The sequence below is a fragment of the Flavobacterium anhuiense genome (assembly GCF_001705175.1).
Taxonomy (GTDB): domain Bacteria; phylum Bacteroidota; class Bacteroidia; order Flavobacteriales; family Flavobacteriaceae; genus Flavobacterium; species Flavobacterium anhuiense.
In genome coordinates, this window is sequence record NZ_CP016907.1 from 1,193,982 (window position 1) to 1,210,368 (window position 16,387).

Annotated in this window: 14 protein-coding genes; 9 read left to right on the top strand and 5 right to left on the bottom strand. The window is 34.1% G+C overall.

All coding sequences use genetic code 11. The features are described 5' to 3' along the window. Nucleotides 1-160: 160 nt before the first annotated feature. The 7 genes from ahcY (at nucleotide 161) to BB050_RS05105 (ending at nucleotide 7,803) form a co-directional block, all read left to right on the top strand. Nucleotides 161-1,477 carry an adenosylhomocysteinase gene (gene ahcY, locus BB050_RS05075; protein WP_008466725.1) on the top strand — a complete coding sequence of 439 codons (1,317 nt, stop codon included), beginning with the start codon at nucleotides 161-163 and terminating at the stop codon, nucleotides 1,475-1,477. Between the two features lie 205 nt (nucleotides 1,478-1,682). Continuing rightward, nucleotides 1,683-4,001, top strand: a complete 2,319-nt coding sequence (locus BB050_RS05080; RefSeq protein ID WP_066032828.1) for a patatin-like phospholipase family protein — start codon at nucleotides 1,683-1,685, stop codon at nucleotides 3,999-4,001. A gap of 309 nt (nucleotides 4,002-4,310) precedes the next feature. Then, nucleotides 4,311-5,153, top strand: coding sequence for a bifunctional helix-turn-helix domain-containing protein/methylated-DNA--[protein]-cysteine S-methyltransferase (locus BB050_RS05085; RefSeq protein ID WP_008466723.1), 843 nt, complete (start codon nucleotides 4,311-4,313; stop codon nucleotides 5,151-5,153). A 215-nt stretch (nucleotides 5,154-5,368) separates the two neighbouring features. Then, nucleotides 5,369-6,124 carry an SDR family oxidoreductase gene (locus BB050_RS05090; protein ID WP_066032829.1) on the top strand — a complete coding sequence of 252 codons (756 nt, stop codon included), beginning with the start codon at nucleotides 5,369-5,371 and terminating at the stop codon, nucleotides 6,122-6,124. Next, nucleotides 6,121-6,825: a 2OG-Fe(II) oxygenase gene (locus BB050_RS05095; RefSeq protein ID WP_008466721.1), complete on the top strand. Its 705-nt coding sequence runs from the start codon at nucleotides 6,121-6,123 to the stop codon at nucleotides 6,823-6,825. The genes BB050_RS05090 and BB050_RS05095 overlap by 4 nt, the downstream gene beginning before the upstream one ends. A 137-nt stretch (nucleotides 6,826-6,962) precedes the next feature. Further along, nucleotides 6,963-7,208: an Ada metal-binding domain-containing protein gene (locus tag BB050_RS05100; RefSeq protein WP_066032830.1), complete on the top strand. Its 246-nt coding sequence runs from the start codon at nucleotides 6,963-6,965 to the stop codon at nucleotides 7,206-7,208. Next, nucleotides 7,195-7,803 (top strand): alpha-ketoglutarate-dependent dioxygenase AlkB family protein, encoded by a 609-nt coding sequence (locus BB050_RS05105; RefSeq protein WP_066032831.1) that lies wholly within the window; start codon nucleotides 7,195-7,197, stop codon nucleotides 7,801-7,803. Before BB050_RS05100 ends, BB050_RS05105 begins: the two co-directional genes overlap by 14 nt. A gap of 4 nt (nucleotides 7,804-7,807) precedes the next feature. Here BB050_RS05105 and BB050_RS21565 read toward each other — a convergent pair whose 3' ends face one another. Both BB050_RS21565 and BB050_RS05110 read right to left on the bottom strand, forming a co-directional pair. Next, nucleotides 7,808-8,119 carry an MmcQ/YjbR family DNA-binding protein gene (locus tag BB050_RS21565; protein WP_083219900.1) on the bottom strand — a complete coding sequence of 104 codons (312 nt, stop codon included), beginning with the start codon at nucleotides 8,117-8,119 and terminating at the stop codon, nucleotides 7,808-7,810. Nucleotides 8,120-8,188: 69 nt separating this feature from the next. Further along, a complete protein-coding gene (locus BB050_RS05110; RefSeq protein ID WP_008466717.1) occupies nucleotides 8,189-8,944 on the bottom strand; it encodes an NUDIX hydrolase in 756 nt (251 codons plus the stop codon). A 262-nt stretch (nucleotides 8,945-9,206) separates the two neighbouring features. Here BB050_RS05110 and BB050_RS05115 point away from each other — a divergent pair, with 262 nt between their 5' ends. Beyond that, on the top strand, nucleotides 9,207-9,464 hold the full coding sequence (locus tag BB050_RS05115) for a hypothetical protein (protein WP_008466716.1): 258 nt from the start codon (nucleotides 9,207-9,209) through the stop codon (nucleotides 9,462-9,464). Between the two features lie 151 nt (nucleotides 9,465-9,615). Next, a complete protein-coding gene (locus BB050_RS05120; RefSeq protein WP_066032832.1) occupies nucleotides 9,616-11,637 on the top strand; it encodes a hypothetical protein in 2,022 nt (673 codons plus the stop codon). Nucleotides 11,638-11,873: 236 nt separating this feature from the next. Here the strand turns inward: BB050_RS05120 and BB050_RS05125 are convergent, their stop codons facing one another. Genes BB050_RS05125 through BB050_RS05135 form a run of 3 tightly spaced genes read right to left on the bottom strand, consistent with a single transcriptional unit; the run spans nucleotide 11,874 to nucleotide 16,380 of the window. After that, on the bottom strand, nucleotides 11,874-14,102 hold the full coding sequence (locus BB050_RS05125) for a glycoside hydrolase family 3 N-terminal domain-containing protein (protein WP_066032833.1): 2,229 nt from the start codon (nucleotides 14,100-14,102) through the stop codon (nucleotides 11,874-11,876). 11 nt (nucleotides 14,103-14,113) lie between these two features. Next, nucleotides 14,114-15,538 (bottom strand): glycoside hydrolase family 30 protein, encoded by a 1,425-nt coding sequence (locus BB050_RS05130; protein WP_066032834.1) that lies wholly within the window; start codon nucleotides 15,536-15,538, stop codon nucleotides 14,114-14,116. A 2-nt stretch (nucleotides 15,539-15,540) separates the two neighbouring features. Further along, nucleotides 15,541-16,380, bottom strand: coding sequence for an endonuclease/exonuclease/phosphatase family protein (locus BB050_RS05135; protein WP_066032835.1), 840 nt, complete (start codon nucleotides 16,378-16,380; stop codon nucleotides 15,541-15,543). Nucleotides 16,381-16,387: the final 7 nt, after the last annotated feature.

A 16,387-nucleotide genomic window follows, 5' to 3' on the forward strand; every position in this document is an offset into this window, starting at 1 on the left:
TTAAATGAACTTACATCACTTATACGATTAAAAACGATTTTTAGATTAACATTCTAGAGATTAAGAAATTAAAGATTTCACAAATCTTACAGAAATTAGTAAAATTAAAAACCTATTACGTAAATTTGCAAAAATTTTACAATATACAAATATACTATAAATGAGTACTACAACTACGCCTTATGTGGCTTATAAAGTAAAAGACATTTCTCTAGCGGCTTGGGGAAGAAAAGAAATTGAACTAGCTGAAGCTGAAATGCCAGGTTTGATGGCACTTCGTGCTGAATACAAAGACGAACAACCATTAAAAGGTGCTCGTATTGCTGGATGTTTGCACATGACGATTCAAACTGCTGTTTTGATCGAAACTTTAATTGCTCTTGGTGCAGAAGTTACTTGGTCTTCTTGTAACATTTTCTCTACTCAGGATCAGGCTGCTGCTGCAATTGCTGCTGCTGGAATTTCTGTGTACGCTTGGAAAGGTTTAAACGAAGAAGAATTTGACTGGTGTATTGAGCAAACGTTATTCTTTGGCGAAGACAGAAAACCATTGAACATGATTCTTGATGATGGTGGAGATTTAACTAACATGGTTATTGACCGCTACCCAGAATTGGTTCCTGGAATTAAAGGTCTTTCTGAAGAAACTACCACTGGTGTTCACAGACTTTACGAAAGAGTAAAAGCTGGAACTTTACCAATGCCTGCCATCAACATTAACGACTCTGTTACTAAATCTAAATTTGATAACAAATACGGATGTAAAGAATCTGCAGTAGACGCTATTCGTCGTGCAACTGACTTAATGTTAGCTGGAAAAAGAGTAGTTGTTTGCGGATATGGTGATGTTGGAAAAGGAACTGCTGCTTCTTTTAGAGGTGCTGGTTCTATTGTAACAGTTACTGAAATCGATCCAATTTGTGCTTTACAAGCTGCAATGGACGGTTACGAAGTTAAAAAATTAGATACTGTGATTGCTAATGCTGATATCATCATTACAACTACAGGAAATAAAGATATCGTTGTTGGAAGTCATTTCGAGAAAATGAAAGACAAAACTGTTGTTTGTAACATCGGACACTTTGATAACGAAATCGACATGGCTTGGTTAAACAAAAACCACGGTGCTTCTAAAATCGAAATCAAACCTCAGGTTGACAAATATACTATCGCTGGAAAAGATATCATTATCTTGGCTGAAGGTCGTTTAGTAAACCTTGGTTGTGCTACAGGTCACCCAAGTTTCGTAATGAGTAATTCATTTACAAACCAAACTTTAGCTCAAATCGAATTATGGAACAACAGTGCAGCTTACAAAAATGAAGTTTACATGTTACCAAAACATTTAGATGAAAAAGTTGCTGCTTTACACTTAGCTAAATTAGGCGTTGAATTAGAAACTTTACGTGAAGATCAAGCGGCTTACATTGGCGTTGAAGTTCAAGGTCCATTCAAACCAGAATACTACAGATATTAATTGATTTTAGATTGAAGATTTCTGATTTTAGATTTTAGATTTCTTTAATTACATATTTCAAACCCGACAGGTTTTAAAACTTGTCGGGTTTTGTTTTTAACGGTCAAAAAAGATTTCTATAAAAAATATACTTTGTAAAGAATAACTCCTTAATTTTAGTAATTAAAATAAGTTACTATTTCTCAACTACATAAACACTGTAATCTTGAAAAAAACATCTTATTTATTCGTCTTCTTATTTTTACTTACACTTCCACAGATTATTTTTTCTCAAGAAAAAAAGCCTAAAGTTGTATTGGTCTTAAGCGGTGGAGGCGCAAAAGGAATTGCACATATTCCTCTTTTACAAAAACTAGATTCTCTACATATTGTTCCAGACCTTATTGTTGGAAACAGTATGGGAAGCATTATAGGTGGTTTATATGCAATGGGATATTCTGGTGACAGTATAGAAAAAATCACTAAAGATATTTATTGGGATAAACTCTTAGGCGGAGGCCAATCATTACGAGCCGTAAGTGCTGAAGAAAAAAGAGAATTTCAAAGGTATTTGGTTGGAATAGGTGTTAAAGACGGAAAACTTAACAGCATTGGTTCTTTGTTAAATGATCAAAACTTAAGAGAATATCTTTCCGAATTAACCTTTCCTGTTTACAATGTTAAAGATTTTGACAGTCTGCCGATTCCTTTCAGAGCTATGGCTACAGACTTAGTCGAAGGAAAAGAAGTTATTTTAAGCAAAGGAAGTTTATCTTACGCCATGCGTGCCAGCATGTCGTTACCAGCTATCTTCAAACCAATGCCTTACGGAAAAACAGTTTTGGTCGATGGAGGAGTATTAAATAATTTCCCTACTGATGTCGCCAAACAAATGGGTGCCGATATTATTATTGGAAGTGATGTCGGAGGCGGAATGGAACCTGTAGATAAGCTTAACAATCTTATGACCATATTGATGCAGACTAGTATGTTTCCGAGTAACATCAAAAATCCTGCGAATCGCGATTTATGTACAATATTGGTTGATCACTTACCTAATCTTCGTTTTTCTACTGCCGATTTTACCAATAGCAATGAAATCTACAAAGACGGCAAAATTGCCACAAATCAAAATCTTCCCGCTTTAATCGCATTATCAGAAAAGTTAAAAGGATTTCAGCAGAGAACTCATAAACTGCCCGATATGCCAAATGAGTTTGTTCTCGATACAATTGTTTACAAAAAAATAAGTCCTGAAAATATGCCTCTTGTTGTAGGAAGGGCAAACCTTAAAACACATGTAAAATATACTACCAAAGATTTAATAGCAGGCATTAACAGAGCCATGGGAACTAATCTTTTTGATGAGATTACGTATAGTTATTTCATTAAAGACGAAGACAAATTAGGCATCACCTTATTCGGTTTTGAACGTGCTAAAAACCAATTAAATACCTCAATCCACTATGACACTTACAGAGGTGTTGGAATAATTTTTAACTACACAGGAAGAAATGTCCTTGCAGATGCATCGCGTCTTCTCTTAACCGTAGATATCGCCGAACAGCCAAAAGCAAGAATTAATTATCAGAAAAATTTTGGACAGCATAGAGAATGGTGGTGGATGTCGGAAGCTTATGGGGCTCTATTGCGCCAGGAAATATATATCAATGGCAAAGCATCAGACAATATACTTTACAACACTCTTGAAATCAATAATGAGATAAACAGAAATTTAAATTCTCTAAAAAGTTATGTCGGTTTTGGACTAAACTACAGTTACACAAATCTAAAACCAAAATATGACCGCGAATACAATCCCAATTCTTTAAGCATCAATAACTACAGCTTTAACAATATTGAATTCAACTTGCATTATTCTTATAATGACATGGATAAAGTTTTCTTTGCCACAGAAGGAACTATTATAAAATCAAATTTGGCACGATCGTTTCTAACCGATCTTGATGTCTCACTTTACGATCCAGACCTTTCACGTGTTTCTGGCTCAACAAATGGCTACACCAAATTGGGCCTAACCTATGAAAAGAGATTACCCATAAAAAAGAAAATTACAGGAATTGTAGGATTCGATACTTATTTTATTTTTCAGGATAAAGTTAAAAATGAGGATCTTCCATTTTCAGGACTTGGCTATGCAGCAAAATATTTTATAGGTGGCATTATCCCAAATTCTGGCAGCAACCGTTTCTCATTTGCAGGGCTCCATGAGGACGAACTTAATGTTACACAATATATGGGACTCAAACTTGGGTCTCAAATAAACTTAACCGGAAAAATTTACCTCACCCCTCACTTCAATATCGCATCTGTCGGTTTTGACACTTTTAACGACTATATAAACCATGCCTTTAATCCAAAAGGAAATTGGGATGATAATTTAGAAACCAGTCTTGTAATATCAGGAGGCGCAGCGATCTCTTATCAGTCCATTTTAGGTCCGATTCATTTTGATACTTCTTGGATCAATAATATTGACAAAGTAAGATTATTTTTCAGCGTAGGATTATCACTAAACCCTTAAGACAAATAATCAAATAAGTAAAGAATTATAGTAAATTCGTTATAACACTTCACAAAGACAAAGAATCGCAAAATTTTATTTTAAGTTTATAATCTTTGTAAAGTTATTTGAGATCCTTCGGCTTAGCTCAAGAAGGCAAAATTGAGAAAAACCTTTGTGCCTCTGCGTCTTTGAGATTAAAAACATCGCGAACTTTGCGTATCCCGATAGTTATCGGGATTGCGCGGTTTGCGGTTAAAAAACTCAGCAAGTTTCGGATTTTATACTTGTCAAAACCAATCGATCTTTGCCTTATAAAATGGAAGAAAAATGAACACACAAGAAACCATTAATTATAACCGTATTGCAGAAGCAATTGATTATATCAAAGCAAATTTTAAAGATCAGCCTAATCTAGATGAAGTGGCAGAAAAAGTACATTTAAGTCCGTTTCACTTTCAAAGGCTTTTTAGTGAATGGGCAGGAACTAGTCCGAAGAAATTTTTACAATATACAAGCATCGAACACGCCAAAAAATTACTCAAAGAACATCAGGCAACCGTTTCTGAAACTGCTTTTGAAACAGGATTATCAGGAACAAGTCGCCTTCATGATTTGTTTGTAAACATCGAAGGAATGACTCCTGCCGAATATAAAAACGGCGGAAAAAACTTGGCCATCAATTATAGTTACGCAGAAAGTCCGTTTGGAAATATTATTGTTGCATCGACTTCAAAAGGCGTTTGTTTTATGGCTTTCGCCGAAGATGAATTAACCGGATTTCTTGCATTGAAAGATAAATTTCCGAATGCATCTTTTACCCAGAAACTAGATTTAGCGCAGCAAAATGCATTATTCATTTTCCAAAATGATTGGAGTAAATTATCAGAAATAAAACTGCATCTGAAAGGAACAGACTTCCAACTGAAAGTTTGGGAAGCTTTACTTAAAATTCCAATGGGACAGCTTTCTACTTACGGTTCGATTGCACACCAAATTCAAAAACCAAATGCATCGAGAGCGGTTGGAACTGCCATTGGAAGTAATCCTGTTGCGTTTTTAATTCCGTGCCATCGCGTGATTCAGTCTTCTGGAACCTTTGGCGGTTATATGTGGGGAAATACCCGAAAAACAGCCATAATTGGCTGGGAAGGTGCACACATAAATCTTTAATTTTTTTAGCCACGACCCGAGTGATAGCGAACGGACGAAGTAATTCACGAATTATTTTTAAAATCTATGTGCATAGAATTAGTTTAATTCGTGAATTACTTCGTCCGTTCGCTATCACTCGGGTCATGGCGAAAAATCCCAAATCTCAAAACCGCAAGTTTCGGATTTTTTACCCTTTCCAATTTTAGAAACTTTGCATTCTAAAATCATACGAAATGGAAAAACTAAAAAACAAAACCGCTTTTATTACAGGCGGAACCAACGGAATGGGATTTGCAACTGCTCAGGAATTTATCAATAATGGAGCAAAAGTAATTATAACCGGACGCAGTGAAAAAACAGTAAATAAGGCCGTTGAAGAATTAGGAAAAAACGCAATCGGAATTGTTTCGAACGCAGGACAGTTATCAGACATTTTCGAACTTCAAAATCAGATAAAAAAGCATGCCGATAAAATAGATGTTTTGTTTGTAAATGCTGGATATGGAAAATTCAATTCTATTGAAAATGTCACAATCGAAGAATTTGATGAAGTTTTTGATATGCTGGTTAAAGGAACTTTTTTTACCGTACAGCAGATTTTGCCATTAATGCCAGAAGGAAGTTCAATTATTTTAAATACTACTTTTTTAACCGATATCGGCCAGTCCAATATGTCAATTTATACAGCTGCAAAAGCTGCTGTTCAATCTTTTATCAAAACTTTTGCCTCTGAATGCACTTCAAAAAAAATACGCGTAAACGGAATCAGTCCAGGTTACATTGCCACAAATATTTTCAATAATACGGGTATGAGTCAGGAAAATATCCAAAATACAATCGATGCCGTTACACCTTCTCTACCGTTTCAACGTTTTGGAGAGCCATCTGAAATTGCCAAAACAGCACTTTTTCTAGCTTCAGATGATGCTTCTTACATTCACGGAATCGAAATAAGAGTTGATGGCGGTTTATCAAAAACAAAACCATGAAAACAAAAATAGAATCTCTAAACTGGGAGAGCATCACCGAATCTATGCACGAAAATGGATTCGCAATCATTCCAAAAGTGCTTAATAATGAACAATGCGAAGACTTAAAATTCGATTATGACAATCCAAATTTATATAGAAAAACAGTTGTAATGGAACGTTATAGATTTGGTTTAGGCGAATACAAATATTTCAATTATCCGCTTCCAGATTTAATCCAAAACATTCGAACTTTAATTTATCCCAAATTGGCACCAATCGCAAATGCATGGATGAAAGCTTTAAATATAGACACGACATTTCCAGCAAAACATGATGATTTGCTAAAACAATGTCATGCCAATAATCAGCTGAAAGCTACAGTTTTAATTCTGAAATATGGCAAAAGCGGTTTTAATACTTTACATCAGGATTTGTATGGAGATGTTTATTTTCCTATTCAAATTGTGCTTTTTCTAAATGAACCTGATGAAGATTTTACTGGCGGTGAATTTGTTTTAACACAACAAACGCCAAGAGCACAATCTAAAGCGATTGTTTTAAAACCAAAAAAAGGAGATATTTTGATTTTTACCACCAACTTCAGACCTGTAAAAGGCACGAAAGGTTATTATCGCGTGAATATGAAACATGGCGTAAGCGAAGTCCATTCGGGTGAAAGATATACATTGGGAATTATTTTTCATGATGCCCTTTCGTGAATATTTTTTCTGCCACGAATTCACAAATTAAACAAATTCGATCCGCATAGATTTTAAAAATAATTCGTGAATTCGTGGCGGAAAAACTTTAAACGCACTGCAGTGCGTCTCTACGATAAAAAAAACGAAAAAAACAAATGCTGCAACACAACAAAATAACCGATTCAGAACTTCGAAATAAAATTAAAAATGGCGAAATTTGTTTCGGTGGCAACCAAAAATTAAAAATCTACGGAACACCTAAATGTTCTTCGGGAAAAAGAATGAAAACGGAAAATCGTGTCTTCTTTTCTTCTGAAAAAGATGCCAAACAAAATGGTTTCAGGCCTTGTGGTCATTGTATGAAATCAGACTATCAAAAATGGAAAAATGGACTTATTTAATCCGCAAATAGACGAAACAACAAATCTGCTTCCGAAAGATGGAACGGTGAATTATTACGGAAAACTATTTTCGAGAACAGACGCCGACTTCTACCGTGATATTTTATTAAATACAATTGAATGGAAAAATGATGAAGCCGTCATCTTTGGTAAATTAATTTTGACCAAACGAAAAGTTGCGTGGTATGGCGATCAGGAATTTGAATACACGTATTCGAATATTACCAAAAAAGCTTTGCCTTGGACTCCTGAACTTTTAGAATTAAAAAAAATTATCGAAGAAAAAACAGGAGAAACTTTCAATTCTTGCCTTCTGAATTTATATCACACTGGAGAAGAAGGAATGGCTTGGCACAGCGATGCCGAAAAAGATTTAAAGAAAAATGGCGCAATTGGATCGGTAAGTTATGGTGCCGAACGCAAATTTGCTTTCAAACATAAAGAATCTAAAGAAACCATTTCTCTGATTTTAGAACATGGAAGCTTGCTGGTTATGAAAGATGAAACACAAACACATTGGCTTCACAGGCTTCCTCCAACAAAAAGTACTCAGAAACCAAGAGTTAATTTGACTTTTAGAACCATTGTGAGATAGAAGTTTACTTCTTTTGCGAAGCCACAGTTTCGTAAGATCGGATCAAGGCATCTTCAAACATTTCTGGTCTTACTCTTGAAAGTTCGACAATTGTCCAGCCTTGTTTCCCCCATTTGTTTGGAATTGGATAAAAAATCTTTTCGCTCGACGCACAAAAAACTGATTGATCGATTTCGTTTAATTTTAAAACGGCATGATGATTTTTTTCGTCAAAAGTGGCAAAAATCTTCTTTTTAACTCGAAAGGAAGTTTTCTCAAAATGAGGTTCTTCAGTTGCATTAGGAAATGATAACGCTAATTTTCTAAAGTTTTCAATGTAATCATATCGGCTTTTTTATCAGACCTAACAGGTTTTAAAAACCTGTTAGTCTACGTTATGTTAAATTTACCAACCTTGATTTAATCCGTTCTTCAAGACTTCTTCATATTTATCTTTATCAAAAGAATACAAGTTTGGAGCTTTGTGCGCTACATTGCTTTTCTTTTCGTCAAGTTTTGTTAGAATTCCGATATTAGTAATTTTGCGCAAAAAATTTCGGCGATCCAGCTTTTTGTCCAAAATCGTTTCATATAATTTTTGCAATTCTGGAATAGTAAATTTCTCTGGCAATAAGTTGTAACCAATTGGCATTAAATTCAATTCTATTCTTAAAGTGTCCAAAGCTTTATCCAAAATTTCACGATGATCTAGAATAAGTTCTGGAACTTCTTTGTGATCAATCCATTCAACAACTTCAAATCTGCCTGCCGGATTTGGATGAATTTTAGAAAAATCTACCAAAGCATAATAGCCAATCGTCACAAAACGTCGGGTGAGCCACTTCGCTTTTTCTTCTTCAATTTGAAAGTATTCCAGCGTTTTTTTATCAAAATGCTGATCATTTCGATTCACTTTTCCAAAAGTTGCAAATTGCCTTAAAAACACTCCATCAACACCAGTTCTACTATTCAGCACTGTAATCGCCGCAGCATCTATGTCCTGATCAACAGGAATAAATCCGCCAGGCAAAGACCATTTATTGGCTCGTTCTACTTTAATCAATAAAACTTTTAACTGATTATCGTGAAAACCAAAAATAACGCAGTCAATAGAAAGTCCAGGCTGATAGTTTTCGTTATTATCTAAAATGTCTTTTAACATCAAAATCTTATAAATTTTCTTTTAATAACTCTGCAATTTACTTCAATTTTAGAAAACTAAAGTGATTTTCAATTAAATCAGAAGTGTCGAAATTACAATTTTAACGAAAATTTAAATTCAAATTTAAAAAAAATAAGTACATTGCGTCAGAATAACACATTAATGATTTCGATTGTTAAAAATTGAAAACAAAAAACAACAAAAAATAATACCAACTACCATTTATCTTCAAAGTGAGTGTAGAAATTAAATGTAGAAAGTTATGAATGCCAATCCTTTAAAAAATTTTAATCAAAAGATTAGAAGTAAAATTCTAAATTCTTTTGGATTTGTTTCTAAAACCTATCTCTTAGAAGCTTCATTGAAATACAGTGAAGAACAGGAAAGAATTTTCAATGAGATGATTATTGAAACTGATGCGAAAAACAAAAAAGAAAAGCAAGAAGCATTCGATAAAGCTTTGTATGCTTCTTATAAAGGAATTGGCGCTATGGATTTTGTAAATACTGTTATAAAATAACCCTGTGCTGTTTATAATTTATAATGTGGCCTCACTCTTTAGTGAGGCTTTTTTTTATTATAAATTTCACATCATTATGAAAGAAAATCATTATTTATTAATTATTTTAGCCTTTTTTAAAAGTAAGAATATACCCCTATAGAAAAAGTACATGGAAAACATCATTGAATCAGAAAGCTACAAAATTCAAAAACCAGAAAGCTGGGCACCTACAATTAACGACGATCAACTTATTGAATATATAAAAGAATCGGATTTCTCTAATAAACAAGTTGACGAAGGGCGTGATTTCTGCTATTTCTTAGATAAAGTTTATTACACAAGTGATACTGAAAACAGCGAATATGCCTGCGTTGCCTATACACTTAACGAACCATCAAACCTAGAAAGCGCTTCGGTAAGAGATGTTGTTGTCGAAGAAAATGAGACGTATGTTATACACCGAATCAGCGTTTTGAGAGATGGCGTTTTGATTGATAAAATTGCCGATACCAAAATTAAAGTTTTAGACAGCGAAAATCAAAGTGAAGGCGGTATTTTGAGCAGCAACAAAAAAGTAAATATTACCATCAAGGATTTACGCCTCTATGATGTTTTAATTACTGAAGATTCTCGCACAAAGGTTTTTACAGATCGCGATTTTATGCGAAAAGAGTTTCTTAAATATGTATACGTTACACCAAGTTCATATTGGGCTTATGGAAAATATAAATTTTCATTTATCAATGATAGAAAAGAAACAATCGCTTACAAAAAAACATTTTTCAGAAATGAAGAGGGAAATGTCATAGAACCAGAAATCAATTACCTGAAAAAAGGAGAGCGATTTGTAATCGAAAAAGAAAATTACATTAATTCGTTTGATGTTAATAGAGAAATTGCGCCTTTTATTGATTTTGCCACAGATCGAAATTGGATTGATTTATCTAATTATATTTCTCCATTTTATGAAGAAATCTACAGTAAAGCTTCTCTAAAAGAATTTGCTCCAAATCTTGTTGAAAAACTAGATGCTATTGCAGATCAAGACGAAAAGTTACAGTTTGCTATTGACTATGTTCAGAGTCATGTTTACTATATTTTTAATGCTGATGAAATGAACGGCCACAAACCGCAGGAACCATCAGTAACTTATGAGAATAAGCAGGGGGATTGTAAGGCAAAATCGGTTTTATTGAAAGTCGTTTTAGATTACATCAATGTCGATTCTTCTGTAGTATTGGTAAACTTCAACTCAGATCATTACATCAAATATTATCTTCCGTCTCTATTGACTTTTAATCACGTTATTGTAAAAATCAATTACAAAGGCGAAACTTATTTTGTTGATGCCACTTCGAGAGATGAATTTGGTTTAATTGAAAACCGTGGCTACATCTATTTTATGCATTATTTGGAAGTGAAACCAAATCAGGAATTGGCGATTAAAGAACCTCATAAATTTTCTTATTATGGCATAAATGAGAAAGTAGATTTTAGTGCTCAAAATAATACAGGAAAGTTAAAACTGGTTACGACTTACAAAGGAAATCGTGCCAATTATATGCGTAAATATTTCAAAAACACCAACAAAAGAGAAATAATAGACAGCTGGAATAATTTCTTGTTTTATACTTTAAATTATTCTAACGATAGAAACGGAACAGATATCAGGACCATTTTTAAAGATGCAACAATTGAGATTGTAAGCGATGACAAAAAGCTAAACGAGTTTACAATTCAGTACAACACTTCGATTGAAAATCCGTATTTTGTCGATGCAGAAAAAAATCGTTTTTTAATGTATTTTGATCGAAATGTGGTTAAAAATGCAGCACGTGATTTTATGCACAATGACCTTTCGTTCTGGCATAATTTTGATAACGAGAAATACGAAATCAATTTAACGACAGATCAGAAGATAGACACCCAGGAAAAATATACTATTCAAGAAAGTACTATTGTAAATCCGTATTTTGATTATATAAGCCGTAAAAAAGTGACCAAAAACGGCGCTTCTATAAGTATTGATTATAAACCATTAATCAATCTAGAAATTCCAATTGAAGATTTTGAAGATTTTAGAAATGCACATCATGAAGTTGCTGACAGTAATTTCGGAATTGGAATCGACATTATTGAAGAAGGCTTGTTGAATATGCTGAAATACAGTTTTAAGAAACGTCTTAAATAAAATTTGGATATAGAAAAAGCGAGGTTTTTAAAGCCTCGCTTTTTTATTTAATGCATTTATATAATTATTTTTAACACATAGAAACATAGTTTGAAGACTTAAAAAAAAGGCGTTTCACTAATTTAAACACACATAGTTGTCTATGTGTAGAAACCTGTTTCTTTTGTTCTTTTTTTACAACACAAAAATCTATGTTTCTATGTGTTAAACTTTACTTTTTAATTTTAGCCAATGAATTAATTTACTAATTCAAAATCAGATTTTAATTTTATATCTGCTGACGAAGCTCCGATCATTACTTCAAAATCTCCTGGTTCAGCAACCCATTCTAATTTATTATTGTAGAAAGAAAGTTTTTCTTTGTCAATTATAAATTCGATTGTTTTAGATTCACCTGCATTTAATTTCAATTTTTGGAAATCTTTCAATTCTAAAACTGGTCTCACAACAGATCCAAATTTATCTTTCAAATACAATTGAACTACTTCTTCTCCAGCAACTTTTCCAGTATTTTTCAATTGGAAAGAAACTTTAATTGTTTCATTGCTTTTTATTTTATTTGAAGATAATTTTAGACCAGAATAATCAAACGTTGTATAGCTCAAACCGTATCCAAAAGAAAATTTTGGAGAATTTTTCAAATCGATATAAGCCGAAACATAGTTAGTTGAATTTTCATCTTTTGCAGGTCTTCCCGTACTGAAGTGATTGTAATAAATTGGCACTTGCCCTACTTCTCTTGGGAAAGTCATTGGCAATTTTCCTGATGGATTGTAATCTCCAAATAAAACATTCGCAATTGCATTTCCAGCTTCAGTTCCTAACCACCAAGTGTACATAATTGCAGGAACATTGTCTGCTGTCCAATTGAAAACAAGAGGTCTTCCTGCATTAATTAAAACTACAACTGGTTTTCCTGTAGCCATAACTGCTTTTATCAAATCTTCTTGAACTCCTGGCAAATGAATATCGCTTCGGCTTTTTGCCTCACCGCTCATATCGTGTCTTTCACCAACACTCAAAATAACAACATCGGCTTGTTTGGCTGTTGCAACAGCTTCTGCAAAACCATCTTTATTGTCACCTGTAACCTCACAGCCTTTTGCGTACAATAATTTAGTGTTTTTGCCTACTTTATTTTGCAAACCATCCCATTGTGAAACTACCCATTTATCATAGTTTACTTCTGGTAATTCAACAGCCCAAAATCCCATATTGGCTTTGTATTCTTTTACCATTGGTCCGATAAAAGCAATTGTTTTCGTGCTTTTTGAAATTGGTAAAGTTTGGTTTTCATTCTTTAATAAAACGATACTTTTCTCAGCCATTTCAAGAGCCGCTTTTCTATGCTCTGGATTTGCTAAGGCTTTTTCTTCTCTCTTTGGATCTGAATATTTGTAAGGATCATCAAACAATCCTAATTCAAATTTCTTGCGAAGAATACGTCTTACAGCGTCATCAACCAAATCTATAGAAACTCTGCCTTCTTTTACTAATTCTGCTAAATTCTTACGATATGCATTGCTTTCCATATCCATGTCGCTTCCTGCAGTAATAGCAGAATATGCAGCTTCTTTAAGATCTTTAGAATAACCGTGAGCAACCATTTCTCCAATTGATCCCCAGTCTGAAACTACGAATCCTTGAAAATTCCATTTTCCTTTTAAAATATCTCTTTGCAAATGCGCATTTCCTGTTGCAGGAATTCCGTTAATATCGTTGAACGAATTCATGAATGTCGCCGCTCCAGCGTCTAAAGCGGCTTTGAAAGGCGGCAAATACGTTTCTAAAAGCATTCTTTCGCTCATATCAACAGAGTTATAATCTCTTCCTCCAACACCTGCTCCATAAGCTGCAAAGTGTTTTACGCAAGCCATAACCGAGTTTAAATCTCCTAATTTATTTCCTTGAAAACCTTTTACTCTCGCATAAGCAATTTTAGAACCTAAATAAGTGTCTTCTCCTGCGCCTTCCATTACACGTCCCCAACGAGGATCGCGTGCAATATCAACCATTGGAGCAAATGTCCAATGAATTCCACTTGCTGCTGCTTCGGTCGCAGCAACACGTGCACCCAATTCAATGGCCGCTAAATCCCAGCTTGCTGCTTCAGCTAAAGGTAACGGAAAAGTGGTTTTGTATCCGTGGATAACATCCTGACCAAACAACAGCGGAATTTTAAGTCTTGACTGCATTGCCAATTCTTGATATCCTCTGGTATATTTTGTTCCGATAACATTTAGCATCGAACCGATTAAACCTGCTTTTATTTCCGCTTGTTTGTTTGGATTTATGGTAATTGGTCCCGTAGCCTGATTATCGCCAGTATATTGATTCAACTGGCCGACTTTTTCTTCAATTGTCATTTTTTTCAACAGATCATTGACTTTCTGATCTATTGTCTGCTGTTGTGCCGACGCCAAAAGCGAAAGCATAAACAGCGTAATTGTGGTTACTTTTTTCATAGCTTAAGTTTTTACCAAACGAAAGTAGCAACTGCACCTGCGTTTAGTGTGGTTGTAGTTTGTTTTTGGTTGTATTTAATATTAAATGTTTCTGCCGAAGCGCCATCATTTTCTACAATTAAAACGGTTTGTCCTGATGGAGTTTTGAAAGCCACATTATGTAAGTTTCCTGCAATATTACTTCCAATTCTTACAGAACCTTCTGGAACAAATTTAGAAGCATGCCCAATAATATAATATCCAACTTCTCTTTTGATATTTTGATTTTGATCAATCATCAAAGCTCCTTTACAAGTCGAACATCCTCCTGGCGTAAAAGGTTTGTAGAACTCATCATTTGCCAATCCCCATGAAAGTGCATTTTTACTCCAGTTTCTCATTGAACCAATTACTACATTTTTCACGCTCCATTTTAGGTCTGTTTCAAAGTTAGTTCCCGATCCTGTATATTGTTCGGTAAAATACAAATCTTTATTTGGAAATTCATTATGAACAGTTGTCAAAGCACTAATGTCTCCTTCGTACAAGTGAAAAGCTGATCCTGTTACAAACGGATTTGCTTTTGGATCTCTTAAAATCGTCAAAGGATATTCTGGTTTGTTGCAGTTATGGTCATAAACAATAATTTTGGTTTTGATTCCTGCTTTCGCGAAAGCGGGACCTAAATGATTTCCAATAAAATCTGCCTGCTGTTCTGCCAACATTAACATACTTGGATTGTTTCCTGGATGTAATGGCTCATTTTGAGGTGTAATGGCGTCAATAACAATTCCGTGCGATTTCATTGCTTGAATGTATTTTACAAAATACTGCGCATAAACTCCGTAATATTTTGGCTGTAAGCTTCCGCCTTTAGAACTTCCGTTGTCTTTCATCCACACTGGAGGTGACCAAGGAGACCCCATTATTTTAATCTTAGGATTTATGGCTAAAATCTCTTTTAAAACCGGAATAACATCGTTTAAATCTGGACCAAGATTAAAGTGTTCCAAATTCATATCTGTTTGTCCTTCTGGCATATCATCATACGAAAAAACTTTTTCATTCAAATCTGATGCTCCAATACTTATTCTTAAATAACTTAGACCAATTGCATTGTCTTTTCTTGAAAATAATTCCTGAAGTAACGCTTCTCTTTTGGCCTTATCTAATTTTTTGATAGCCTGAGCGCTTCCTCCTGTTAACGAGAATCCGAAACCTTCAATGGTTTGAAATTTCTCAGCTGGATTTACTTCAATTGTCTGATTTGAGTTTGTTTCTGAGCTAAAAACCAAATCAGTTTGTTTTTTAAGTTTTGAAGTTTCATCTGTAGTAGTAATCCAAGATTCTACTTTTCCAGAATTGGCAGTAACACTTTTTGAAGATCCACAGTTAAACTGCATCGCAATTAATGGCAGCAAAACTAGGATTTGAAGTTTTTTGTTGATGTTTTTCATTTTTAATCTATTTCTATTAAGACAGGCAAATGATCCGACGGATATTTTAAATCTTTAGAATCACTTAACACTGCGTGTTTTTGAACTTTTAAACCACTATTTTTTGAAATAAAAATGTAGTCTAATAATAAGGTTACGGGTTGGTCGTGTTTGAAATCATTGAAAGTTCCAGAAGGTCCGAAAGGTTTTTCTTTTGAAACATCTTTAGTATCATCCATCACTTTTTTGATTTCGCCAATTTGCGTTGTGTTTGGTTCAGAATTGAAATCACCCATTAAAAAAGCGGGATAATTTTTAGTGTTCAATTCTTTTATTTTAGAAAGAACAAGCTGTACGCCTTTTACCTTTGCTTCTTCACCCATATGATCCAAATGCAAATTGAAAACCCAAAATATTTTTTTAGTTTTTAAATCTTTAAAAAGTCCGTAAGTACAAACTCTATTGCAAGCTGCATCCCAACCCCTTGAAACCACATTTGGAGTTTCAGACAGCCAGAAAGTGTTAGATTGTTCGACTTTAAAACGATCTTTTTTATAGTAAATCGTACAAGCTTCTCCCAATCCGCCTTCTTCTCTTCCTAATCCAAATCTGTTATAATTTGGCAGAGCCGATGCAATATCTAAAACTTGATTTGGCGTTGCTTCCTGAACTCCAAAAATTTCTGGACTGTAAAAACCGATCTGAGCTGTGAAATAATCCTTTCGTTTTGGCCACGCATTTTCTCCATCTGAAGCAACATCCAAACGAATATTATAAGTCATAATTTTTAAATTCTGACCATAAAATGAGTTCACGGCTAAAAGCAGCATCACTGCAAAAACAAGTTTGTTTATCTTTTTCATGTTAAAA